The organism is Streptomyces sp. NPDC088147 (assembly GCF_044741565.1).
Classification (GTDB): domain Bacteria; phylum Actinomycetota; class Actinomycetes; order Streptomycetales; family Streptomycetaceae; genus Streptomyces.
The window spans coordinates 837259-862374 of record NZ_JBIUSY010000003.1 but is presented as its reverse complement, the minus strand read 5'-3'; the positions used below and the strand labels follow the sequence as shown (position 1 = coordinate 862374).

The 25116-nt window shown below is 73.0% G+C and carries 14 protein-coding genes; 11 read left to right on the top strand and 3 right to left on the bottom strand.

The genetic code is table 11. The features are described 5' to 3' along the window. Positions 1-16: 16 nt before the first annotated feature. Positions 17-1480 carry an oxygenase MpaB family protein gene (locus ACIOGX_RS14700; RefSeq protein WP_401913432.1) on the bottom strand — a complete coding sequence of 488 codons (1464 nt, stop codon included), beginning with the start codon at positions 1478-1480 and terminating at the stop codon, positions 17-19. Between the two features lie 164 nt (positions 1481-1644). Then, positions 1645-2439, bottom strand: a complete 795-nt coding sequence (gene uppS / locus ACIOGX_RS14695) for a polyprenyl diphosphate synthase (RefSeq protein WP_401913158.1) — start codon at positions 2437-2439, stop codon at positions 1645-1647. 368 nt (positions 2440-2807) lie between these two features. Here uppS and ACIOGX_RS14690 point away from each other — a divergent pair, with 368 nt between their 5' ends. From ACIOGX_RS14690 to ACIOGX_RS14640, 11 genes are all read left to right on the top strand, one after another. Next, positions 2808-3842 (top strand): LLM class flavin-dependent oxidoreductase, encoded by a 1035-nt coding sequence (locus ACIOGX_RS14690; protein WP_401913155.1) that lies wholly within the window; start codon positions 2808-2810, stop codon positions 3840-3842. 474 nt (positions 3843-4316) lie between these two features. Next, on the top strand, positions 4317-5045 hold the full coding sequence (locus ACIOGX_RS14685; protein ID WP_383965586.1) for a Crp/Fnr family transcriptional regulator: 729 nt from the start codon (positions 4317-4319) through the stop codon (positions 5043-5045). A 111-nt stretch (positions 5046-5156) separates the two neighbouring features. After that, positions 5157-5999 carry a hypothetical protein gene (locus tag ACIOGX_RS14680; RefSeq protein ID WP_401913152.1) on the top strand — a complete coding sequence of 281 codons (843 nt, stop codon included), beginning with the start codon at positions 5157-5159 and terminating at the stop codon, positions 5997-5999. A 6-nt stretch (positions 6000-6005) separates the two neighbouring features. After that, positions 6006-8696: a hypothetical protein gene (locus tag ACIOGX_RS14675; protein WP_401913149.1), complete on the top strand. Its 2691-nt coding sequence runs from the start codon at positions 6006-6008 to the stop codon at positions 8694-8696. Continuing rightward, a complete protein-coding gene (locus ACIOGX_RS14670) occupies positions 8689-9747 on the top strand; it encodes a hypothetical protein (protein ID WP_356509222.1) in 1059 nt (352 codons plus the stop codon). Before ACIOGX_RS14675 ends, ACIOGX_RS14670 begins: the two co-directional genes overlap by 8 nt. Beyond that, positions 9744-10295 carry a Pycsar system effector family protein gene (locus ACIOGX_RS14665; protein ID WP_356509220.1) on the top strand — a complete coding sequence of 184 codons (552 nt, stop codon included), beginning with the start codon at positions 9744-9746 and terminating at the stop codon, positions 10293-10295. Before ACIOGX_RS14670 ends, ACIOGX_RS14665 begins: the two co-directional genes overlap by 4 nt. 206 nt (positions 10296-10501) lie before the next feature. After that, positions 10502-12778 carry a VWA domain-containing protein gene (locus ACIOGX_RS14660; protein ID WP_401913144.1) on the top strand — a complete coding sequence of 759 codons (2277 nt, stop codon included), beginning with the start codon at positions 10502-10504 and terminating at the stop codon, positions 12776-12778. A 71-nt stretch (positions 12779-12849) separates the two neighbouring features. Beyond that, complete coding sequence (locus tag ACIOGX_RS14655) at positions 12850-16614, top strand: tubulin-like doman-containing protein (RefSeq protein WP_401913141.1); 3765 nt, start codon at positions 12850-12852, stop codon at positions 16612-16614. Further along, complete coding sequence (locus ACIOGX_RS14650) at positions 16611-19397, top strand: hypothetical protein (protein WP_401913138.1); 2787 nt, start codon at positions 16611-16613, stop codon at positions 19395-19397. Before ACIOGX_RS14655 ends, ACIOGX_RS14650 begins: the two co-directional genes overlap by 4 nt. A gap of 82 nt (positions 19398-19479) precedes the next feature. Next, complete coding sequence (locus tag ACIOGX_RS14645; protein ID WP_401913135.1) at positions 19480-21582, top strand: hypothetical protein; 2103 nt, start codon at positions 19480-19482, stop codon at positions 21580-21582. Position 21583: 1 nt separating this feature from the next. After that, entirely contained in the window at positions 21584-23638 is a 2055-nt protein-coding gene (locus ACIOGX_RS14640; RefSeq protein ID WP_401913132.1) for a hypothetical protein, read from the top strand. On the opposite strand, the gene ACIOGX_RS14635 is transcribed toward ACIOGX_RS14640, so the two are convergent. After that, on the bottom strand, positions 23613-25013 hold the full coding sequence (locus tag ACIOGX_RS14635) for an MFS transporter (RefSeq protein ID WP_401913129.1): 1401 nt from the start codon (positions 25011-25013) through the stop codon (positions 23613-23615). The genes ACIOGX_RS14640 and ACIOGX_RS14635 overlap by 26 nt on opposite strands. Positions 25014-25116 lie beyond the last annotated feature (103 nt).

Here is a 25116-nt window from a genome sequence, read left to right as displayed (position 1 = left end):
GGAAGCGGCGCTTCGCCTACGCCTCGGCCAGCAGCGGGTCGAAAGCGGTCGAGCGTGAACGACCCGACATGAAGGAGAGGAAGTCCTTCACGAACGCGCTGCGGGAGTACCGCGCACCCTGGCCGGCGCCAGTGTCGGCGTCAGCGCCCACGCCGGCGCCAGTCCCGGTGCCGGTGCCGGCCACGGTCCGCCGGAACGCGGTGCGGAACAGGGCCCGGTACTCGTCCGCGTCGATGGACTGGTCACCGTCCGCGTCGGTGGCGCTGAAGAGCACCTCGGCGACCCTGATCAGCGCGGGCCCCGCGAGGGAGGGGACACCGGCGGCGTACTCCTCCTTGCTGATACGGCCGTCGCCGTCCGCGTCCAGAGCCGCCTGGAGTTCCTTCCACCACTCGGCGTACGCGTGGTAGAGCCTGGTCTCCGCCGGTTCGTCCAGATCGAGGCGGGAGGACAACTCCCGTGCCATGGCGGCGAGATCGGGCCAGTCCAGATAGCCGTCCCCGGTCTGGTCCAGCACCGCCGTGAAGAACTCTTCCGCATCCCGCTGTGGTCCGGCGCCCTCCGTCGGCTCCGGCTGCGTGGGAAAGGGCGTGACCAGCCGGAACAGCGCGCCCGCTCTCTTCATCCGGCCGCGCAGTGCGGTGAGCGCCGCGGCGTGGGGGTCGTCGCTGTCCGGGGACAGGAAGAGCAGGCTGGTGACGTTCTCGGCCTGGATCCAGTTGTCGGGCAGGAAGCGTGCCAGGCCGGCGGCCGTGTAGACGCTCTGCATCAGCGCCTGGGCCCCGGGGGTCTCGGGCAGACCGGCCCGGCGGCGGAAGGGTTCGGGGAGGGACGCCACGGTGATCGTGCCGAGGACCGGTCCGGCGAGCGCGCGACCCGCCGCCCACACGGTGGGCAGGCCGTCCAGCAGAGGCGGCGCCGGGAGATGGTCGAAGAGCTTGTAGAGGATGATGCGCAGGGCCTCCGTGTCCTCCAGCTCCTCCTGGACCATGTGGTCGTAGTACTGCCAGAACTCCTTCAACGTGGGCGGCAGATGGCCGGCCTGATCCCCCAGGACCGCCAGGAACGCCTGGAATTCGGCGTAGAGCCGCTCCATGGTGATCCGGTCGAGCGGCTGCCCGCTCAGTCGGCACATGGTGACGGAGCTCTCGAACAGCGTCGCGACCACCCACGCGCGGACCTGGGGGTCCATCGCGTCGTACGGCCGGTTCTGTGCGTCCGTACCGCTCAGCCGCGCGTGCAGGCGGTTGAGCCGCGCCGCCTCCCTGTGCCGGGTCTCGTCATCGGCGCCGAACATGCGTTGCAGGCTCACGAGGGTGTTGCGCAGCCGTCGCCACGGGTGTGCCACGAACGTCGAGTTGTCGATCAGGGCCGCGCCGATCTGCGGGTGAGCGGCCTCCAGCACCGTGGCCCGGAGTACGGCCAGTGCCCAGCGCGGATCGTTGAAGAAGCGGTGGAACTGCGAGTCGGGGCCGAACAGCGCTCCGGGTTCTGTCCCAGGAGCCGGCCTCGACCCCGGATCCGGATCCGGCGTCGGGGGCGGGGTCTGGGTCGGATCCGGGGTCGAGGCCGGCCGCGCGGGGTCACCGTCGTGACCAGCGGCTTCGGAACGGGGGTGCTGGGGGCGGCTGCCGCCGGTGTCCGTCACGGGTGGGGTTCTCCGTTCGCTCGCGGAATCACGCCGCCGAAGCGGCGGTCGCGCTGCCGGTAGGTGTGCAGGCACTCCAGGAAGTGCGGCGCGTGGAAGTCGGGCCAGAGCACCGGCGGGAAGATCCACTCGGCGTAGGCCACCTGCCAGAGCATGAAGTTGGAGATGCGCTGTTCACCGGAGGTCCGGATGACGAGGTCGACATCGGGGGTGTCGGGGAAGGGCAGATGGGCCGCGAAGTACCGCTCGTCGACGGCATCGGCGGACACCCCTCTGCGGATGAGGGATCGTGCCGCCTCGACGATGTCCCTGCGTCCGCCGTGGTCGAACGCCACGGTCAGCGTCATGCCCCGGTTGGCGCCGGTCAGCGTCATCAGGTCGGCGAAGTCCCGGGCCAGCGGTGCGGGGATCCGCGGGTCCGCCACCCCGAGGAACCGGCAGCGGATGCCGCGCGCGTGCAGCAGCGCGGCGTGTTTGCGCACCACACGACGCACCAGTCGCATGAGGAAGTCGATCTCGCCGCTCGGGCGCCGCCAGTTCTCGGTGGAGAACGCGTACAGGCTCAGCCACTCCACCCCCGCTGTGCGCGCCGCCTCGATGACGTCGATCACCGCTGTCTCCGCGGCGCGGTGGCCCGACGTACGCGGCAAGGACCGCTGCGCCGCCCACCGGCCGTTCCCGTCCATCACGCAGGCGACATGGCGCGGCACGCCCCGCTGACGGCTCTCACCGGCCGGGTGACGCGCGGGAGCCGTCGAAGGGTCGGGAGCCGTCGAAGGGGCGGGACCCATCGAAGGGGCGGGAGCCGTCGCAGGGGCGGAAGTGCCGCGGTCTCCGTCAGCCGTCACCTGTGCTCCCCCGGACCGTCACCACTCACTCCCCGCCACGAGACTCGCTCCCCGCCGCGAGCACCGCTGAAATGGACCCTCAGCAGAGTGCCGGTACCTCGGCACGGGCGTATCGCACTCTCCGCAGATTCACCCGCAGTACGTACGTCCGATTGTGCGACCGCCTCGTGAGGGACCGCGCCGGCCGTCGCCACCCTGGAGCTGTCCGCTGTGGCCTGGACGCCCCGGCCGTCGCAGGGCGCGCCCTGCGACAATCGGAGGGACGCTGGTGTACGGCTGAGCGCGCCGTGCCGTGGACGAGGGGGGATTCCGTGCCGACGACGTCCGAGCCGTTGCGGAGTATGGGGTTTCTGACCATCGGGCTGTTCGACGAGGCCGACCCGGGGAGGGGCCACGAGTCGACGCTCGCCGTCATCGAGCTGGGTGAGCGGCTGGGGTTCGACAGCGCGTGGCTGCGGCACCGGCATCTCCAGTACGGCATCTCCTCCCCCGTCGCCGTGCTGGCGGCGGCCTCCCAGCGCACCAGCCGTATCCAGCTGGGCACCGCCGTCATCCCGCTGGGCTGGGAGAATCCGCTGCGACTTGCCGAGGATCTGGCGACCGTCGACATCCTGTCCGGAGGCCGCCTCAATCCGGGGGTCAGTGTCGGTCCGCCCATGCAGTACGAGCGGGTGAAGCAAGCGCTCTATCCCGACACCGCCGATGCCGAGGACTTCAGTTACGAGCGCGTGCGACGGCTGCTGGCGTTCGTGCGCGGGGAGGCGGCCAGCGAGTTCAGGGGTACGGAGGGCATCGAAGCGTTCTCCGACCGCGTCCAGCCGCACGCCGCCGGTCTGGCGAGCCGTATGTGGTACGGCGGGGCCAGTCTGCGATCCGCGCGCTGGGCGGGCGAGCAGGGGATGAACTTCCTGACCAGCAGCGTCGTGAAGGCGGAGGAGTCCGAGGACTTCGCCGCGACCCAGCTGTCGCACGTCCGCACCTTCCGCGCCCATCACCCGGACGGCGATCGCGCCCGTGTGTCCCAGGGGCTCGTCGTCATCCCCACCGACAGCGCCTCGCCGGAGCAGCGCGCGAAGTACGAGGAGTACGCCCGGCAGCGGCTGCCGCGTACCGCCACGCCGCAGGGGCCGGCCCGGCTGATGTTCGCGCCGGATCTGGTCGGAAGCTCCGCCGAACTGGCGGAACAGCTCTATGCCCACGCCGCGTTCCGGGAGATCGACGAGGTCGCGTTCGCGCTCCCGTTCACCTTCGACCACGAGGACTACGTACAGATCCTCACCGACATGGCCACCAAGCTCGGCCCGGCTCTGGGCTGGCAGCCGTCCCCGGGGGCCCGGCCCGCCTGAGGCGTGCCAGGTATCCCAGGCGTCCCAAGTGACCCAGGCGTCCCCAGGCGTTTGACGCGTCCGACGCGTCCGACGCGTCCGAGGCTCAACTCCCCGCCAGGCCGGGGCATTCGAGGCCCCCCTTCACCGGCGCCGAATCGCCGTGTCGGCGCCGGAAACCCGAGTTTCCGCCAAGTCCGGGTTTCCTGCCCGTTTGCCCCGTCGAAGCGCCCGGTTCGCCCATGTGGGGGGACCTGACCTCCGGGTCGTCGGCGGGACCGGGAGACGGGGCGGACGGAGGGGGTAGGGGCCGCTCGGGGGTTCCGGGGATGACGGGGTGACCGGGGCGCGCGGCGCCCGTGCGGTCTAGCTGGCAGTTCGGCACTTACCGGCCAGTATGGGCAAGGTGGCGCGTTTTGCTCCAACCAGAACGTCACTCTGCGACCATCAACGCCAACGAAAATCAGCGTCCTGACTGCCGTGGGGGGAGTGGCCATGGGGCTGCTCGGCGATGAGTTGGCGTTCGCGCGTGCGCTGACCGACCGGGAGAACGAGAGCGTGATGGCTCTCGGGAACCGGAAGCGCTTCGCGGCCGACGCCCATCTCCTGACGGAGGGCGACCGCTCCACTCACATCATGATCATACTTCAGGGGTGGGTGACCGTTTCCGTGGCCACGGACCGGGGAGCCACCCGGCTGATCCTGGGGCTGCGCGGCCCCGGTGAGCTGCTCGGCGAGATGGCCGCGCTGGACAGCCATCCCCGTAGCGCCACCGTGCGCGCGCTGGGGCCCATCGAGGCCCAGGTCATCTCCGGGGACGCGTTCCGGCGCTTTCTCGCGCTGCATCCACGGGTCAGCGGTCTGGTGATACGCCAGCTCACGTTCCGGCTCCGCAGCGCCGACCAGGAGCGGTCGGCGCTGGCGTCCCTCACGGTCCTCCAGCGTCTGGCCAGCCGGCTCATCGAGCTGTCACGGGGCGAACCTTCCGGCCCGTACGCACCGGTCCCCGTAGCGCCCCTCTCCGCCACGGGGACGCCGTCCGCGGGCACCGTCGTGCATCTGGCCCAGGACGAACTGGCCGCCACCGTCGGCGCCACCCGGGAAGCCGTCGCCAAGGCCCTGCGGCTGCTGCGCGGCCAGCAGATCGTGCGCACGGGCAACCGAAGAGTGGAGATCCTCGACCCCGCTCTGCTCGCCCTCCTCGCGGACGGCCATCAGGAGTAACGGAAACGGGGGAGAGAAACCGGGCCGGCGTGTGTAAACGGCTACAGACGCCTTTCGTCCCGGCCGCGAGGCTGATGGGGGACGGCAGGCGGACAGAACAGGGGGCACGGGGTGGACGACGACGCGATGGATGTCGCCGAGGCGCGCTACGAGTTGGTGATCAGCGTCGACGCGCGGCGTTCCGGTGAGTACGACGACGTGGACAAGCCGCGTATGCGCGCGCGGATCTACCGGGTCCTGGAGACGGCCTTCACCCACGCCAAGGTGGGGCGGGACGCCGTCCATATGGAAGACCGCGGCGACGGGGTGCTGCTGTCGGTGGCCGGCCGGATCGCGGTGACCCGGCTGCTCGGGCTGTGGCTGGTGGAGGTGCACGAGAAGCTGCGGGACGAGAACCGCGCGCTGCGCGTACCGCTGGGGCTGCGGGTGGGCATGCATGTCGGCCCGGTACGCCACGACGACCGGGGCATCAGCGGGCGCGCGGTCGATCTCGCCTGCCGGCTGGCCGACTCCCCCGTGGCCCGGCGGCTGTTGGACGCCGAGCGGGCCGATCTCGTGCTGGTGGTGTCGGACGCGCTGTACGAGGACGTGGTCAGCAGCGGCGGCAAGTTCATCGAGCCCGCGCACTACGCCCTGGCCCGGCTGAAGATCAAGGAGGGCGATGTCAACGCCTGGTTCCACCTTCCCGGGCGGCCCGCTCCGGTGATGCCGGCCGGTGATCCACCGACAGCCGCGGACGCATCGCCCGTCGCGGATACGCGCGTTGACGACGACGCCACCGACATCGACATCGACACCGAAGCCGACGCCGACGCCGACGCCGACGACCGGCCCCGTACCCCCCGCGCCCACTACACCGTCCACGGCGACATGTCCCAGCACTCCGACAACGTCTACCAGCAGCCCGTGCACATCGGCCGGATCACCGATTCGCCCCGGCCGCGGAAGGACTGACCCGACATGTCCGACGAACAGCAGGCGGCCGGATCCCCGGAACGCGGCCCCCAGCCCGCCGACCAGCCCAGGGCCAAGGACGACAGGGCCAGGGCGGACAGAGGCAAGGCGGACAGGGCCAGGGACGACAGGGCTCAGGACAACAGGGCTCAGGACAACAGGGCCAGGGACGAGCGGGCCAAGGCCAGGGACAACAGGCCCCGCGCGGAGGAGGGCCGCGCCGCCGGCGACCGCGACTCCGGCGGCAGCGACGCCGCGGAGAAGGAGAAGGAAGAGCAGAGCGAGCAGGACAGAGAGGAACGGGAGAAGGAGGAGCGGGAGAAGGAAGAACGGGAACGGGAACGGGAGCGCGTCAGCGGGCGCTTCAAGGAGCACACGCGCGACCCGCTCGCCGAGGAGCAGGGCGACGACGGCCCCACCGATCTGGCCGCCGCCTCGCGGGCCCGCCACTCCACCCGGATGCTGTTCGACACCGGCCGGGACCTGAACAGTTTCGACCGTTCCTTCATCCAGAGCGCCCATATCGGCGACATCCATCTGCGGCTGGACTCCCGCCCGTCCGGCGCGGGGATGCGCAGCGGCCCCGTACCCGAGGACGAACTGCGCGGGCTGCGCAGGGTCCATGTGGAACCGCAGGGGTATGTGCGGCTGCGCAGTGCGCTGGTGGCCCGCCGATTACTCGTGCTCGGCGCCGCGCCCGGCACCGGACGTACCAGCACCGCGCTCTCCCTCCTCGACGAGGTCACGTCCGGCGCGGGCGCGGAGCCCGGCGCGGGACCCCGGGTGTCGCGGGTCGATCCGGACGGTGGTGTGCGGGGGCTGGCCGGTCTGCTGAGCGGCGACGGCGCGGAGGACCGGCGTGGCACCGGGTATCTGCTGGAACTGGCCCTCACCAGGCCCGGTTCGCTGCCGCCGGACGCGATGGACCTGGACGGGCTGGCCGCGGCGCTGGACGGGTGCGGGGCCTTCGCGGTGATCGTCGTGACACTCGGCTCGGCGGCGAACCCGCTGCTCACCGGGCGGTACGGGATGATCTGCCCGCCCGCGCCCACCCAGGAACTGCTCACCACCCGGCTGCGGGAGAAGCTGGAGGAGCGCCGGGAGGAGCTGGCGGACCGCACCGCCGCCCCCGACGACACCACCGCCGCCCCCGACAGCGGCCCCGACAGCGGCCCCCGCCTGGACGAGCTGCTCACCGCCGCCGAGGAGCTGGCACAGCGCGCGGAGGTCCGCGACGCGGTCGGGCTCAAGGATCTGCGCCCCGCCGAGGCCGAGTTGCAGGCGTCGCTGCTGGCCGGGCATCTGCTGGGGGACCTCTCCTACGACGAGTTGCTGTCCGGCTGCCGGAGTCTCGCCGCCGGCCAGGCCCAGGAGTGGTTCGCCGGGGTGGACCGGGCTCTGGCCGCGCTCCCGGCCGCCGCCGCGGACGGGGGCGCGCGGCGGTCGGGTACGGCGGCGCTGTTCCACCCGGTGGCGTTCCGTATCGCGCTCGCCGTACTCGGCGGGACCCCGCACAGCACCGTGGCCGCCGCCGCCCATCTGCTCACCTGGGAGCTGTCCGTACAGAGCGATCCGGACAACACCCCGGCCCGCCCGCTGTTCTGCGACGACCCGGAATCCGATCTGGCGCTCTCGCGCGCCGAACTGACCGACGGCCGGGTCGAGGTGGCCGGTGCCGAGGTGGGCGCGCGGCTGATCTGGTACCGGGGCTCGGCGCTGCCCGCCGCGGTGCTCGCCGAGATCTGGGACCGGCACTTCCCCGTACGGGCGCCGCTCGTGCGCTGGCTGCGGCTGCTGTCGGACGACCCGCGCCCGCATGTGTGGATGCGCGCCGCGGTGGCCGCCGGGGAGCTGTCCGTCCGGGACTTCGACCACAGTTACGCGGAGCTGATCCGGCCGCTCGCCGAGGCGGCCACCCCGCGCCGGAGGATCTTCGCGGCCACCACGATGGACCAGGCGGCCGGCCATGCCTCGCACCGTAAGGCGGTGCGCAAACTGGTCGACGACTGGAGCAGGTTCGGGACGAAGTCGCTGCGCTGGACGGCGGCGATGGCGCTCGGATACGGGAACGCCGCGGCCACGACCGACGACGCGCTGGACGCGCTGGCCCGGATCGGGGTCCGTGACGACGGGGACCAGCTGGCGGCGGCCTCGTTCAATGTCGTACGGCTGCTGGCGCTCCCGGATGTCGCGACGGTGCTGCGGCGGATGGCGGACTGGACCCACCACCGGCGCGAGGCGTACCAGGACCTCGGTCTGGTGACCACCGTCCGTATGGCGCTGACCGGGGTGGACGAGGTACCGGCCGCCGAGCCCGGCTCCCCGCTGGGTGACCGCGGCGACTGGCCGCTCCCGCTCGCCCTCGCCGCCACCCGGCCCGAACTCGTCGGCCCGATGGCCGATCTGCTGTGGACGGCGCTGAACACCCCGCGGTCGAAGGACGTGGCGATGGACGCGCTGGAGGCCCTGATGCGTACGGCCGTGCGCAAGGACGGCACCGAGTGGGCCCGGCCGGGGCTGGCGGCGCTGCTGCCCGCGCTGGCGGCCGAGGAGCACGACCGGCGGCGGCTGGACTGGCTGCTGCGCCGCATGATGAACGATCCGGAGAATCCGCTCCCCGACGCGCAGGCGCGCTCCCTGTGGTGGCTCGCCGTCCCGTCGCCGGACCGGACGGGCGAGGAGGAGAGGCATGGCTGAGGACGAGGACGTGGCGGTGGACTGGAGCGGGCCCGACGGCTCGGGCCCCGCGGGCCCGTTCCTGCGGGACTACGCGCCGACGGGAATGTTCCGGCAGACGAGCGCCCGTACCGCCTCGGTGCTGTTCTACCGGAACGGCGGCTACAGCGTGGCCACCGTCTCCGGCGTCCAGCACTACGACAAGCGGGCGCTGGCCCGGCCCTACACCATCTGCGAGATCGCGCTCGGCACATTCGTGACGACGCTCCAGATGGAGCTGCCGGCCGCGGGCGGCACCACCTTCTTCAAGGCCGAGGTGGACATCCACTGGACGGTGACCGATCCCCATCTGGTCGCCACCCAGGTGGTGACCGATGTCGCGCAGCGGCTCACCGCCCCGACGCTGGAGCGGCTGCGCGAGGTCTCCTCGGAGTTCCCGGTGAGCCAGGCGGAACAGGCCGACCGCGCCATCACCCGGCACTGCGCCGGCGGGCGCTGGGCCGACCTGGGCGCCGAATTCGGCCTGCGGGTACGGCTGTACGTCCGGCTGCGGGTGGACGACAAGACGATCGACCACATGGACGACATCCGGGACGCGCACGCCTCGGCCGAGGTGACACGGGTGCACCAGACCAGGTTCCGGGCCATGTTGCAGGGCGGGGAGCTGGACCAGCTCAGCTACATGCTGGCGGCCGACCCGCAGGCGGCCAAGGACTTCCTGGAGAAGATCCGCCAGGAGGGCAGGCAGGACGAGAAGGACCGCGTCGACCGGCTCTTCGACATGGTCGCCAGCGGCCAGATCCAGTCCAACGACGTGGAGACGCAGGCGCTGGAGCTGCTCAACCGGGGCCGCCGGGGCGTCCAGGGGCCCATCGGCTCCCTGCCGGCCCGCCGCGACACCCCGCGGCTCGATCCGCCGCCGGGCGACCGGTTCACCCCGGACTGGGTGGACGAACCGCCCTCCCGTGCCGGGCACAGGACCGGGACGCCGGAGGACGGGGACGCCGTACCGCCGCGCCGCCGGAGCCGCGGCCGGGACGACGGATGGTCCTGGGCGGAGGAGGAGCGATGACCGCCGACGGCGGCGCGCGTACGTCCCCCGACCCGGTCGGGCCCGTGCCGGACGGGGGTCTGCACGGGCACGACCGGGCGGGGGAACGTATCGCCGAACGCTTGCTGAGCACGGTCAGGGAGGACCTCGGCCGGGCCGACTCGAAGGCCGGCGTCCTGCTGTCCGGGGCGCTGGCGCTGCCCGCGTTCCTGATCAGCAGGCACGGCGCGCCCGACTGGCACGGGGTGGCCGACGCCACGCTGGTCGTCGCGGGCGTGCTCTGGGCGATCGCGGTGACCGCGCTGGTCCGGGCGCTCATGCCGCGTACGGGCACGATACGCCGCCAGGACGGGGTGACGTACTTCGGCGATCTGCTGGCCCCGCACGACTTCACGCGGCTGTCCGCCGAGGTCACCGAGGCCGGGCGGGACCTCGCCGGATGGCTGCTCATACAGGCCGTGGACGTCAGCTCGATCCTGTCCGCCAAATACCGGGCCATCCGCTGGGGAGTGAGCACGCTGGCCCCCGCGGCGGCGCTCGCACTGATCTGGAGCCTGACCGCGCGCTGACCCGCGCCGGCGGGCCACCGCGCACCACGCCACGACGGCACACCGCGCCACCGCGCACACGACACACCACCGCGCACACCACGCGTACCGCGCAGACCACGCAGAGACGAAATAAGGGGACGGCCGTGGGAACACTCAGGGGAAGAGAGCGGACAAGAAAGGGCTGGGCGCGCCGCGGCGCGGTCTCCGCGCTGGGCGGCGCCGCCGTGCTCTTATCCCTGCTGGCGCCGCCCGGTCCCCGGCCGGTGCCGGCGGCGGCGTCGGAACCGGCCTTCGGCTCCGTCAACTACGCGGTCGCCGTGGACGAGTCCGCCAGTCTCGCGCCCGAGGACATGAAGGCCGAGAAGGCCGCCGCCGCCCGGATCGCGCTGGGTGACGTCTCCTCGTCCTCGAACGTCACGGTCTTCGGTTTCGCCGCCGCCGAGTCCGACGGCCAGCGCGCGGTCGACCCGGTCTGCCCGCGCACCACGCTGGACAAGCCGGGGCGCGAGTCGGTCGGCGCGTGCGTGGACAAGCTGCGCAGCCGTAAGAAGAGCGAGGGCACCGGCACCGACTTCCCGAGCGCGATACGGCAGGGCGTGCACGACCTCAGCACCGGCACCGACCCGTCGGTGCCGCGCGTGCTGTTCCTGCTCACCGACGGGAAGATGGACGTCAGCGGCAGCCCCAAGTACGGCGATCCCGCGCACCGCGAGGCCGAGGGCGAACGCCAGCTGGAGCTGGAGCTGAAGAACGCGGCCGAGCAGCAGGTCCAGATCTGGCCGCTCGGGTTCGGTCCCGCCCCGGACAGGAAGCAGCTCGACCGGATCGCCGCGGGCGGCTTCCAGAAGGGCTGCGTCGAGCTGCCCTCCGCCCGTCCGAAGGCGAGCAAGGTGTCCGGAGCGAAGGACGTCGGCCCGACGCTGGAGAAGATCTTCGCCGCCGCCCACTGCCTGCGCTACGAGCGGGGCCCCAGCAACCGGCCGCCCGCCACCCTGGAGATCGGCATCTCGCCGCTGGCGACCGTGGGCAGCATCGTGGTCGACAAGGGCGACCCCGAGGTGACGGTCACCTACCTCGACCCGAGCGGCCACGAGGTGCCCACCTCCGGGACGTACCGCGCATCGCGGTTCGAACTGGCGGGCGCGGGCGGCGCCGTCGAGGCGCTGAAGATCGTCGACCCCGTCCCCGGCATCTGGAAGGTGAAGGCCGAGGCACCCGAGGGGCACCGCTCCCTGCCGGTCGGTGTCAGCGTGCTGTGGCAGGGCGAGCTGCGCGGCTCCATCACCATGGACCCGCCGTCGCCGCAGGCCGGCGAGAAGACCACGGTGACCATGCGGTTGCAGACCCGCGAGGGCTACGAGATCAAGGACCCGGACGACTACGCGGGGCTGCAGGTCCGCGGTGAGCTGACCGGCGACGGCTTCGCCCCGGTGGCGCTGGACCTCTCCGACGACGGGAAGGGGGCCGACCCGGACGGCAGCGACGGCTCCTTCACCGGTTCCGTGCGGATCCCGAAGAGCGCCGGCGGCGCGCTGAAGGTGAGCGGCACCCTGACGGCGTCGGGGCTGAGCGCCGACACCCGCAGCGAGACCGGCCAGGTCGCGCCCGGCGTGCTGCCCGTCACCGCCGCGCTCACGCTGCCCGACGCGGACACCCATCCCGGCTCCACGGTCACCGGCACCCTGGCCGTCCACAACACCAGCGACACCCCGCACACCCTGCGGCTGTCCGTCGCCGACCTCCAGGACGGGCTGCTCTCGGTCACCCCGGCGGAGACCGAGGTGAAGCCCGGTGAGTCCGGGACCCGGAAGGTGACGGTCGAGGTCGCCCCCGAGGACGTCTTCGGCGACCGCCTCGGCGACGACGGACTGCGGCTCGGCGGCACCGTCACGGTCGTCGACACCACCGACGACGACCGGACGCTGGTGCGCTCCCCGCTCTCGGTACGGGTGACGCCGGAACCCGGGATCTGGGACATGTACTGGTGGGCGTTCCTGACCGCCGCCGTCGTGGTCGTCCTGGCCGTCCTGGCGGTCCTCGCCTGGCTGCGCCAGCGCCGTACCCGCAGGGACCCGTTCGGCCTGGTGCTGCGCCTGGTCTCCGAGACGGGCGACATCCTCGGCGAGCACCCGGCCGGGCACGGGCACAAGCAGTGGTACGAGTTCGCCGTCGTCGAACCCCACCGCAGCCCGCGCATCGAGCGGCGCAACCACGGCCCGTACGCCGTCCAGCGCAGCCCGGAAGGCGGCGCGGTGCTGCGCGAGCGCGGCGGCCGGCGGACCAGGCTGACCGCCAGCGGACAGGTCCCGCTGACGGACTCGCTGAGCCTCGCGCTCGGCGAGGAGACCCGTATCCGCCCGCCCCGTACGCGCACCACCCGTACCCGCAGCACCCGTTGGCCGCGGCCCTCGCGGTCGCGGACCACCACGCCCAGCACGCCCACCACCACCCCCGCGACCGGTGAGGGCGGGAGTTCGAGCACCTACGACTCGTACCTGTGACACGGCATGAATCCACAGACGCACCGAGGACGAACCGGCCGCAGGTACGGCCGTGAGCGGGAGGAAACCTCATGAAAATCTTCCAGCCGATGCTCTTCGTCGGCCTGGGCGGCACCGGTGGCCTGGTCGGCGCCGAGCTGGAACGCAAGCTGCGCGCCGAACTGTGCGGTCCCGACGGTGTCGCGCTCAGCCATCTGAGCGGCCACGCCCCCTACCAGCTGCCCGACTGCCTCCAGTTCGTGTACGCGGACTACAGCGAGTCCGACCTCCAGCGGCTGCCGCAGTTCAACGTGGACCCGTCGCTGCGGGCCGCGTACGCCCGTACCTCCCGGGCCACCCACAACCTGCTGCCGAACTTCGACAGTTCACCGGAGGTGACCAAGATGCTGCGGGCGAGCCTGCGCGACGAGGTCGCCGACTGGCTGCCGCCGCGTATCGACGAGCCGAAGGTCACCCCGCTGCACAACGGCGCGGGCCAGCTGCCCACCGTCGGGCGCGCGGCGCTGTTCGCCACGCTCCGGCACAGCCTCGCCCCGGTCCTCGAACCCCTGCTCCAGGCCATCGACGCGATCGCCAGGTCGGCCGGCGAGCTGAGCGAGCTGGGCGGCGGAAAGGTCACCGGCTGCGATGTGTTCGTCGCCTTCTCGGTGGCCGGCGGCACCGGCGCCGGGATCTTCCTGGACTATCTGCACCTGATCAACTACGCGTTCCAGCTGCGCCGCTTCGACGGGGTCAAGATCTACCCGCTGGTCGTGATGCCGTCCTCGTTCTCCTCGTCCGCGGGCGGCGGCCGGGAGGCGGAACTCAACGCGGCCCGCGCCCTGGTCGATCTGTTCCGGCTGGTGGACGGACAGAACGCGCCGACGGAGGGGTCGGAGATCGGCGACCTGGACCATGAGTCCGGGCTCGGCATCCACTACCCGGGCATGCAGCCGATCCGGCTGCGGACCGGCATCCTGCCCACGGCCTTCCTGTTCAGCCCGACCGCGGGCATCCGCCAGGACGATCTGCGCCGCTCCATCGTCTCGCTCGTGATGTCGCTGATCGGCACCGAGCTGGGCGACGGCCGCTCCCGGGGGCGGTCGACGGCCGCCGACGACGACTTCCAGACGTTCGCCGCGAGCTTCATCAACCGGGGCGTGCACCGCAGCGCCCTGTCCCCCACCGGCATCGGCAGGCAGGGCGTCTCCACCAGTCTGGTGGCCTCCATGACCGCGCCGATGGACCAGCTGGCCGACCTGGTGGCCGGCCGGCTGCTGCGGGAGGCGGTCACCGATCTCGTGGAGCGGCCACGCACGGCGCTGCGCGAGACGGCGGTCCCGATGATCCGTCAGCTCTTCACCGACTCGTACCTCGAAGAGCTGTGGGAACGCAAGCAGTTGACTGTGCCCGAGCCCGATCCGCTGCCGCGCGGCAGCCGGGCCATCGAGCAGGCGCTGGGCGAGCGGATCGCGGACATGCAGCGGCTGCTGTCCGATCTCCAGTCCATCGCCGACCGCCAGGCCGCGACGATGGCCGACCGGTTCGCCCCGCGCCCCGCCATCGACAAGCTCCTCCAGAGCGTGGACCCCTTCCTGGCCGAACGCGTCGTCAGGGGCGTCCCGGACAGCGAGGAACCGATCGCCCGGCTCGGCTTCCTGGGCATGCTCAACAGCCGCGCCACCGCCCCCCAGCGCCCGCCGGGGGTGACGGAACAGCCGCCCAAGAGCCCGCGGATCAAGGGCCGTCTCGCCGGCATGTCCCCGGCACGCTGGGGCGACGACGACGTACAGGCGGCCCTGAGGGACCAGGAGACCTGGTACCAGTGGCGCAGCAGGACCGTGTGGCACGAGGCGTGGCGGGAGCAGCAGCAGCGCTGGCAGTCCCAGGCGGAGGTGGCGGGCACCGACCTCGGGCGGCTGGTGAACTCCTTCCGCAAACACTCCGACCGGGAGCGCAAGGTGTCCGCGCAGAAGGGCCTCGAACTGTACGAGGACCGCACCGGCATCTCGTATCTGCTGCCGCCGCAGCGCACCCTCAACCACTTCTACGAGGACCTGGTCACCCGGATGATCCGCCGGGAGGGGCTGCGCGAGAACGACGACGAGGCCACCCTCCTGCTGAAGATGATCGACGGGGACACCTGGCGGCGGGTCCACTCGCTCAGCCGCCGCAGCCCGGACAGCGCGGTGGCGGTCGTCAAGGCGCAGCTGGAGGGCCGGATCACCCGGCTGTTCGCGGAGAGCGGCGAACAGCTGGAGGAACGCCCGCTGCTGCCGCCCATGAGTACCCTGCTGGCCGCCGCCGCGGGCGACACGGACGCCACGGACCAGGTCAGCAAGGAGGCGCTGGAACTGTTCGGCCGCAAGCTGACCGGACTGCTGCCGGTCGGCTTCACCCCGGAGGGCACAGGACCGCTCCGGGCCCTCGTCACCTACCCGCGCGTGCAGGCCGTGGAGGAGGTGCAGGAGTACCTCGGCAAGGCCCTGCGACTGCCCTCCGACGCCAAGAACTCCGTGGAGTACCGGGGCGTGGAGAGCGACTCCATCACCGTGGTCCTCTTCCGCAGCGAGATGAGCCTCACGCAGGTGCCCGAGGCCCGCAAGGTGCTCAGGCAGTGGGCCAGGGCGAAGGACTCCGAACAGGCCCAGGACGTGCTGCGATGGCGGCAGCGGCTCGGCTTCCGGGACAGCTGGATGGTGAGCAGCGAGGACGACCGCCGCACCATCCTGCACCGGCTGCTGTGCTGCATGTGGAACGGCCAGGTGGACGTGGTCGACGGCGACTCCGCGTCGCCGGGCCGGGTGCGGCTGCGGCTGTTCCCCGAGACGGGCGAGAACGTGCCCGGCGTACGGCTGCGGCTGGGGGACTTCCCCGGCGGTGTGTCGAGCTGGGCGGAGCTGCTGCGCTCGTACGAACGCTGGACGGTGCTGGACGACGAGCGGACCGTCGAGGACTACTGCCGCGAACTGATGGGGGCTCAGCCGATCGGTCTCGCCAGGAGCGGCACCGATCCGCATCCGCTCTTCGTCGAGCTGGTCGAGAAGATCGCCCCGCGCCAGCTGGAGCTGCTGGAGGACCGCCGGGAGCGCGGCGGCGAACGGGTCGAGGGATGGGTACGGCCGCTGTGGGAGTTCTGGGCGGAGACGCTGCCCGCCGCGCTGGACACGGAGTTCGGGGACCAGCGCGCCATCCAGCCGACGCTGCGGACGCTGCTGGAGCACGTACGCGGCGGGACGCCGAAGCCGCGCGCCCGCAAGGAGGTTCCGGAACCCCGGCGCGCGGTGGCCGATGACGACGACTGGGGCACCGCGCCGCGCGCCCCGGCCGACGCGTACCCGGCGGGCGGCAGCCGTGAGACGCACGGCGACCGCGACCGGAACGGTGACCGGCACGGCGGCGGTGACAGGTACGGCGGCGGTGACGGGCACGGCGGTGGTGACGGGCACGGCGAGCGCGAGGCGTACGGCAACCGTGACCGCGACCGGAACGGTGAGCGCGACGGATACGGCGAGCGCGAGGCGTACGGCAACCCGGGAGGCGGCGGTAACCCGGGCGGTGGCCGCGACGGGTACGGCGGTCGCGACTCGTATGGCGATCGTGAGTCGTACGGCGATCGCGACTCGTACGGCGATCGTCCGCGGCGCGCCTCCGGGGACGGTGCCAACGGCCGTTCCAGCGGCGCGGACCGGCCCTCCGTGCCGTGGGACGGCCCCGGCGGCCCCGGCGACCCCGTCGATCCCCGCCGCCCGTACTCCGGCGCGGACCCCGACGCCCGCGGCGGAGACCGCGACGGCGGCTTCGACCGCGCCCCCGACGGATCCCGCCACAACCCCTGGGACGGTGACGCGGAGTGATCACGCCAGAAGAGATCGCCACCGTCATCCATCTCGACCTGCGCGCCGGGGCGGCGGAACTCGACGGCCCCCCGGTCCTGCGGGCCAAGGTCGCCAGACAGCTGGGTCTGGCCGGGCTGCCGGAGCCCGACCACCCGCTGTTCCTGGTGGTCGACACCCCGGCCGGGCTGACCGACCATCAGCGGCAGTACGAACTGATCACCGCCTACCGGGCCGTGGGCGAGGTCCGGATCCTCGTCCTGCTGGTGGGCAGCGCGCCCGGTTCGTACGCCGGTGAGAACGAGGCGTTCCAGCCGGACCGGCGGCTGCTGCGCCCCGCGCTGCTGCGGGGCTCCGGTATCGGCCTGCTGTGGGCGGGCGATCTGCGCTCCGCCCGTACGGCGCTCGAACAGCCCGCGCCCGACGACCCGGACGCGCTGGCGGTCCTGGTGGATCTGCTGTCGGTACCCGATGTCTTCCTGCGGGTGCTCGACGACCTCGGGTCGCTGCCCGACGCCGTCGCCGCGCCCGGGGTGCGGCTGCTGGAGCAGGACCTGCCGCCCGAGGTGCGCGACCGGGCCTGGCGCGACGCGCTCACCCGGTTCGCGGGCGAGGACGGCCTCGCGGGCGGGGACAGCTTCGCGGGCCACGACGGCCTCGCGGGCGGGGACGGCCTCACGGGCGGCGGCGGACGCGTACCGGACCTTCCGGTGACCGCGTGGTCCGCCGTCGATCTGCCGGAGCCGCTGCGGGGCCTGGTGACGGGCCGGGGCGGCCCCGACCAGCGGCACCGGGTGGCGGGCGGGGTCGCGGACGACGCGTACCGCGCCTGCGCGGACGCCCTCGCCGACGCCGAGGACGCGCAGGCCGGGCTGCGTTCCCTCCCCGGGCTGCTGAGCGGCGCCCGCAGGGAGGCGTTCGAGGCGGACCTCGACCAGGCCCGCCGGGCGCTCGACGGGTATCAGGATCTCGTCGGCACGGCCCTGCGCGGCGGCGGCTCCGGCGCGACGTCGTCCGCCGCCGAGGCGGCGGCCCGGCTCGCGGCCCTCGGTCTGCGGGTGCCCTCGGCCGAGGGGGTGGGCGAGCGGATCGGCGAGGGCCTGCGGGAGTTCGCCGGGAAGCTGCTGGGGCAGGGGCTGGCGCTGCGCGCGGTGGCCCAGCGCTTCACCGGGCTGGCGGGGCGGGTGGAACCGGTGCCCGGTTCCGCGCTGCTGCCGAGGCTCGCCGGGCACTCCGCGGACGCGGTGGCCCCGCGCGTGCCGACGGGCGGCGTCGCGGTGCCGGGCCCGGTGGTCGTTCCGGTGGCGGCGGCCGCGGGACTGCTCGGGGCCCTGTGGCAGGGGCCGTTGGCGGCGCTGGCGGTCGTCGTACCGCTGGTGTTCCTCGCCGTGGCGGTGCTCGGCGCGGCCCGGCTGCGGGGCGCGGGGCGGCCGGGCCACTGGACCGTGGGCCCCCGGGTCGCGGCGGTCGTCGGCGCGGTGGCCGGGGTGGTGGTGGCGTACGTCGCGGAACCCCCGCTCTGGCTGAGCACCGCGGGACTGCTGGTGGGCCTGGGTGTCGCGGTGGAGACGACGCGCCGGCTGTGGGGCGAGGCGGCCGACTTCTGGGCCGCCGGCCACGGCACCGCCGTACTGCGCCGGGCCCTGGAGGGGCTCGACGGCCTGCTGGCCGAGGCGGTCCGTGAACACTGGGCCGCCGAGGAACGCCTGTACTGCGCCGACGCGGCCCGGTCCGTCGCCGGGATGCTGCGGGCGACGGCCGCCGCGGCGGACGCCGAGGCGGTGCCCGAGCCGGACCGGCCCGCGGTCGCGGATACGGGCGGCGCCGAACCGGCCGCCGAGGACGACTGGCTGACCAGCGCCTCGGGCCTGGAGACGGACGCCTTCGGTACGGCCGACGACGAGGACACCGACTGGGCGAGTGCGTACGCCTGGGAGGACGGGTCCTCCTGGGACGAGCCGGCGAAGACGGAGAGTGCCGCCCGGTCCGCCGCCCCGTGGGGGGACCGCACCGCCGGGGTTCCGCGCTGGCTCGACCGCGAGAGCGGCGAGGGCGGTCCCGAGCTGGTCGCCACCCTGGCCGGCGATCTGACGGACGCGGCGCTGGTCGCGATGGCGCCCTACTGGGGCGCCGTCGAACGCGGCCAGGCCGGCACGCTCGCCGTCGGGCGCACCGAGACACGGGTCCGCGAGCTGCTGTCGACCGCGCGCCATCACCTCCAGCGCAACGGCGTGCTGGCCCCGCCCCCGTTCGCCGCCGCGCACCGCACCCGCACGACGTCGGCGAACCTGCTGGGCACCGACCCGCACCGGGTGGCGGAGCTGGTCGGCGCGGAGGCCGACCGGCGGATCGTGGTGCAACTCTCCTCACCCGAGCAGGGAGCACTGCTGAGCCGCGACCCGGCGGCGGCGGTCTGGATCAGATTCGCCCCGGAGGCCGTGCGCGGCGAGGTCGAGAACGCCTGGCGCACCAGCGGTTCCGGCCAGCCGGAGGAGGCGCTGTGGACCTCGTCGGGCCGGTACGCCGGTCTGATCCGGCTCACCCCGCTGCGGATGGGGGTGGTGGACACGGTCCGGTCGCGCCAGAGCCCCGAGTCCGACCGGCAGGACGCGTACAGGTCGGGCAGGGAGGACGCGTACAGGTCCGACCGGCAGGACGCGTACAGGTCCGACCGCGAGGACACGTACGAGTCGGGCCCGGTGGACGCGCACGGGTCCGGCCGGGAGGACGCGCACGGGTCCGGCCGGGTGGACGCGTACGAACGCGGAGACGCGTACGGACGAGAGGACGGCGAGCGCTGGTGACCAGAACCCCGCACCCAAGCCGCTCAGCGCACACGTACCGGGGCCCGGTGCGGATGTACCGACGAAAGGACGGCGACCGCCGGTGACCAGCACCACCCTCTCCTTCACCGTCCCCTCGGGGCGCCGCCGCACGGCCCCCGTCCGCTTCGGCCGCGAATCCCGCCGCGATCCGCTGCTGCCCCAGTGGATCCGCAAGGGCCTGCTCGACGACGAGGGACAGCAGTGCCTCCAGGTGCGCCTGCCCGCCTCCGCCGCGGCGAACCCGGCGGCGCGCGCGCTGCTGGACGCGGAGGCGGGCACCGCCCTGCATCTGCACCGGGTGCTCGACACCACCGAGTACGCCGCGCTCTTCCCGAAGGTCATCGGCTACGAGCTGGACACGGCCGAGCCGTTCCTGCTGTACGCCGCGCCGCGCGGCGAGCCCGCCGTACGCACGCATGTGATGTCCGCGACCGACCAGCCGCGCTTCGCCCGTGACCTGATGCTGGCGCTGTGTCTGCTGGAAGGCCAGGGCCTGGTGTTACGCGGCATCTCGCCCGCCAATGTGCTCTGGGACGGCACGTCGGTCCAGCTCTGGGGCCTGGAGGGAGCGGCCCGCGCCGGCCGGCCGAGGACCCGGTGGGGCCGGGCGCCCTACTGCTCGCCGGAACAGCGCGGGGGCGAGGGCTTCGCCGACTCCCGGGACATGGTGTGGAGCGCGGCCCAGGTGCTCTACCAGCTGGCCACCGGCCGGGCCGGGCCCGCCGACCGGGCACCCGCCGATCTCGGCGAACACCGGGTGCTCGCCGAGACCCTGCGGGGCGCCTTCGCCCCGCTGGCGGCCGACCGGCCCACCCCCGACCGGCTGCTCGACCTGCTGGCGCCGGGCGCGGCCCGGCGTATCGCGCTCACCGTGCCCGCCGACGAGACGCGCCCGCACCAGGAGGCGTTCGAGCAGGCGCTGCGCCTCAAGCGGCTGGCGCCCGCTGCCGGATCCCCCGACGGCCCGGACCCGGCGGCCGGGCGCGCCAACGGCGAGGTGCTCTGCCCGTACTGCCTGGAAACCATCCAGCTCGACCTCACATCGCTGTTCGTCACCGACAGCAGGATGCAGTACCAGCCGCTCGACCCCTCGAGCATCGGCAACTCCCTGCGCCGCCAGGACGTCATGCGCGGCGCCGTCCAGAAGTGCACGGCGGACCCGGACTTCCCCGAGCACTTCATCCCGGTGCCCTACCTCACCTACGGCCGGCCGCTGACGGTCGCGATGGTCGGCCAGTCCTCCACCGGCAAGAGCCATCTGCTGACCCAGATGATCGCGGAGATCACCGACGGCGGTCTGGAGCCCTTCGGCCTGAAGTGGCAGTCCGTCAACCCGGAGCAGCACGCGCGGTTCGTACGGGAACGGGTGCAGCCGCTGCGCAACGGCAAGGTCCTGGACCACACCGGCGCCCTCGGCCTGGACGGCTTCGCCCGCTTCGTGGAGTCCCTGCTGATCACCGACGTCCACGGGCAGGTACGGCCGGTCGCCTTCTTCGATCTCGGCGGCGAGGATCTCGTACGGACCGACGCGGCGCTCCGCTTCCTGCTCGGGGTCGACGCCATGATCTTCGTCGTCGACCCGGCGCTGGCACTCCCGCTGCCGCATCTGGACCACGCCAGGGAACGCTGGGGACTTGAGGTGAACCGGGACGGCGATCTCGCCTTCGGCACGGTCCTGGACCGGCTGCCGAAGAGCGGGCCGTATCTGGACGTGGCGGCGGCGATGGTGCTCGGCAAGGCCGATCTGCTGCGGTTCCAGCCGCCCGTGGACCGATGGCTGGACACGGCGCCGGCCACCTCGCTCGACCCCGCGCTGATGCGCGAGGAGAGCCAGGACGTGTACGGGCTGCTGCGCCGGCACGCGGGTCAGGCGTGGCTGCGGCCGTTCGACGCGATCCGCCGGTGCACCCTGCATGTCGCGTCGGCCACCGGCGGCCAGGAGGAGCACGGCCGCTACCCGGCGGGGGCGGGACCCCGGCGGGTGCTCGAACCGCTGCTGTCGCTGCTGGCGATGCACGGGCTGATCGACGTGCCGGGCGGCGCCGAGGAGTTCGCCGTGGGGACGGCGCCCGCGATGGAGGCGGCGCCGACATCGCTGGAGGCCGCCATGGGCTCTGCGGGCCCCGTGGGCTCTGTGGGCTCTGTGAGAGAGGGAGCGAAGTGACGTGAACGACTTCGAGGAGCAGCGGCCGTCCCGGCGGACGGCGGGCGGCATGAGCGGGGCGGGCGGCAGCGGTGCCGCGGGCTCCGGCCCGGTGCATCAGGTGGTCTTCCGGTGGGACGGCAACCAGGGCCGCCAGGGCACCGGAATGACGGCCGTCGCCCACTCCTGCCCGGCCGGACGCGCCGAGGAACTGGGCCGGGAACTGGGCCCGTTGCTGTGGGTGTCCGGTACGGCGGCCCCGCGGCAGAGCGTCGTACGGGTGCTGTCCCGCGACGGCGACGTCATGCTCGTACAGCGCTGGCCCACCACCGACCGGGGCGGCCGGCCCAGCACCGTCAGCCATGTCCTGATCGGCGACCCGAAGACCCTCAAGACCCGTCTGTGTCTCGGGCTGGCGCACGGCGGCTGGGGCGGCAGGGAGTCCGCCGAGAACGCCGCCGGACGGCTGCGCGCGGTGGAGCCCGCGGCGCTGGACGCGGTGGCGCGCAAGCGGCTGCCCGGGATGCGGCAGCAGCTGCCGACGGTCCGCAACGCGCTGATCCTGGTCACCGCGGAGTGGCTGCGCGATCCGGCACAGCGGGTGTCACTGCTCACGGACGGGGGGAAGCAGCCGGGCTGGCCGGACCAGGACGCGGCGCAGCTGGTCTACCTGGGGCTGTTCATGCTCTTCGGTTCCTGGCTGGGCCACGAGTGGACGTTCGCCACGTACGACACGGTCGACACGCATCAGCTGCGTCTGACGTCCGTCCCGCGCTGGGAGCCGGACGCGGGCGGATCGGGTCCGCTGGCCCGGGTCATGGGCCGCTCACCGGCCAACCCCCAGTTCGAGCACATGGCGGCGGCCCGGCTGGTGGACCACGTCCTGGCCCACCCGGCGGACGGCCCGGGAGTACCGCAGCTGATCGACGGGCTCAGGGACGGCGCGGGGCTGGAGTGGGCGCGGCGGCGCCTCCTGCTGAAGGAGATCCTGTACGCCGACCGCCGTGAACCGCCCCGGCCCGCGACCGCCGCGCCCACACCCACCCCCACACCGACGGCACCGGAACCGGAACCGGTGCCGGAACCCGCGCCCGTACCCGTATCCGCACGGGAACGCGAACGGGAGCGGGAGCGGGAATGGGAACATGAACCGGAACCGGAACCGACACGCTCACCGACACCGACACCGAGGCCGACGTCGGAGCCCGCGCTCGCCGCCGGCCATCCGCTGACCGCCCACGAAGCGCGCTCGCTCCACGCGGAGCTGCGCGTCCACCGGCGCGGGAACATCACACAACGCGGCCTGCTCGCCGACCGGTTGCGCACGCTGTCCGACGAACTGCTCCTGGACGAGCTGCGCTCCCCCGAACTGCCGCAGGACTCCGTGGAACTGCTGCTGGACGAGCTGGGAGGCGACCACCGCGTCCGCGTACGCCGGACGAGCGTCCAGCACGAGCTGTGCGCGGAGGTGCTCCGCAACGGCCTGTACTCCACGCCGAACAGGCAGGACACGGAGCCTCTTTCGAGGACTGCCATGGCCAGACGGGCGGCCGAGCTGTTCACCTGGGCCGTCGCCCCCCTGGCCCGCGACGAACGCTATCTGCGCGATCTCCAGGAACTGCTGCACCGCATGGTCCGCGACCGCCACCCCACGGCGGGCAACTGGCTCTGGCAGAGCGTCATCACGCCCAGGAACGGCCTGGCCCCCGATCTGCCCCCCGTCGTCTGGCAGCAGATCCTGCGCGATGTCATCAGCCAGAACACGGCCCCGGTGCCCCCACCCGCCACACCCCAGGCGCCGCCCGTCACCCACCAGCCGCCCCAGCCACCCCAGTCACCACCCGTCACCCACCAGGCACTCCAGCCACCCCAGCCGCCGCAACTTCCTCAGCTGCCCCGCTTGCCGCAGGCGGTCCCCGGGAGCACCACACCCCCGCCGCACTCCCCCGGCCACCCGGCGCCCCCCACCCTCACGACCCGCCTGTCCGAACTGGCGACCAACCCGGGCTGCGTGATGGGAACCGGCATCGGCGTGATCGTGATCGCCGTGCTCATCGGGGTGCTGATCCTGGTGTGACGACCGCCGCCGCCCTCCTCGGCGAGCGCAGCCCGAACGCGCTGACGAGGGCCGCGATCAGAGCCGCCGCGAACGGGACGACCAGCGCGGCCCGGTACCCGTCCAGCAGGGCCGTTGGCGCGTCCCCGTCGGTGGCGGCGACGTTCACGGCCGTGACCGCCGAGAGGCCGAGCGCGGCGCCGAACTGGAACGAGGTGTAGAGCAGACCGCCGGCCAAACCCTGCTCGCGCTCCTCGATACCGTCCGTGGCGGCGATGGTCAGGGGGCCGTACGCGAGCGCGAAGGCCAGCCCGAGGATGATCAGGCTCGGGAACATCGCCGGATACGTCCAGTCGGCGCCGACCGGCAGGAACAGCGCGTAGGCGAGCGCGGCCAGCAGCAGCCCGCCGAAGATCACCCTGGCGTTGCCGAACCTGGCCACCAGCCTGGGCGTGAGAGTGGGCGAGAGGATCGCGTCGATGCCGATGACGATCATGGCGAAGCTGGTCTGGAGCGTCGACCAGCCGCGCAGCTCCTGGAGGTACAGCACCACCAGGAACTGGAATCCGAAGAAGCCGGCCGCGAACAGCAGCGCGGACAGGTTGGCGCGCACCAGCGGTCCGCTGCGGAAGATGCCCAGGCGTACGAGCGGGGAGGCCGAGCGCCGCTCGACGGCGACGAAGACGGCGAGGAGCGCGAGGCCCGCCGCGAGCGTGCCGAGTGTCCCTCCGATCCCGGTGTGGGAGGCGCGTTCGACGCCGAGGACGAGCAGCACGATGGCCGCCGTGACGCTGACCGAACCGGCCAGGTCGACACGCTCTCCGGTCCGGTCCGGCCGCGGCGGCCTGGGCAGCAGCGCGAGCGCCGCCGTCAGGACGAGGAAGGACAGGACGACCGGCGCGAAGAACACCCACCGCCAGTCGACCGCGGTGAGCAGTCCGCCCACGACCAGACCGATCGAGAAGCCGCCCGCCGCCGTGCCGGAGTAGACGAGCAGGGCCTTGTCGCGCCGCGGGCCCTCCTCGAAGCTCGTGGTGATGAGCGACAGTCCTGCCGGGGTCATGAAGGCGGCGGCGACGCCGGTGACGAACCGCGCGACGATCAGCGTCCAGCCGTCGGTGGCGAATCCGCCGAGGCCCGAGAAGAGCAGGAAGACGGTGAGCCAGAAGACGAACATCCTGCGCCGGCCGAAGAGGTCGGCGGCCCGTCCCCCGAGCAGCATGAAGCCGCCGTATCCGAGGACGTACGCGCTCATGATCCACTGCAACTCGCCGGTGGACAGACCCAGTTCGGAGCGGATGGCGGGAAGGGCCACATTGAGCATGGCCACGTCGATGCCTTCCAGGAAGATCGCACCGCACAGGACGAACAGCACGCCCCAGTCACGCGCACTCATCTGAATTCCTCGATGGTGTAGGGAAGTTCTTGGCTCAGCCACCATCGATCAGGGGCTACGGGGGAACAACGGCGAAGATCGCAACGTTCGTCAAGCCAGGCTT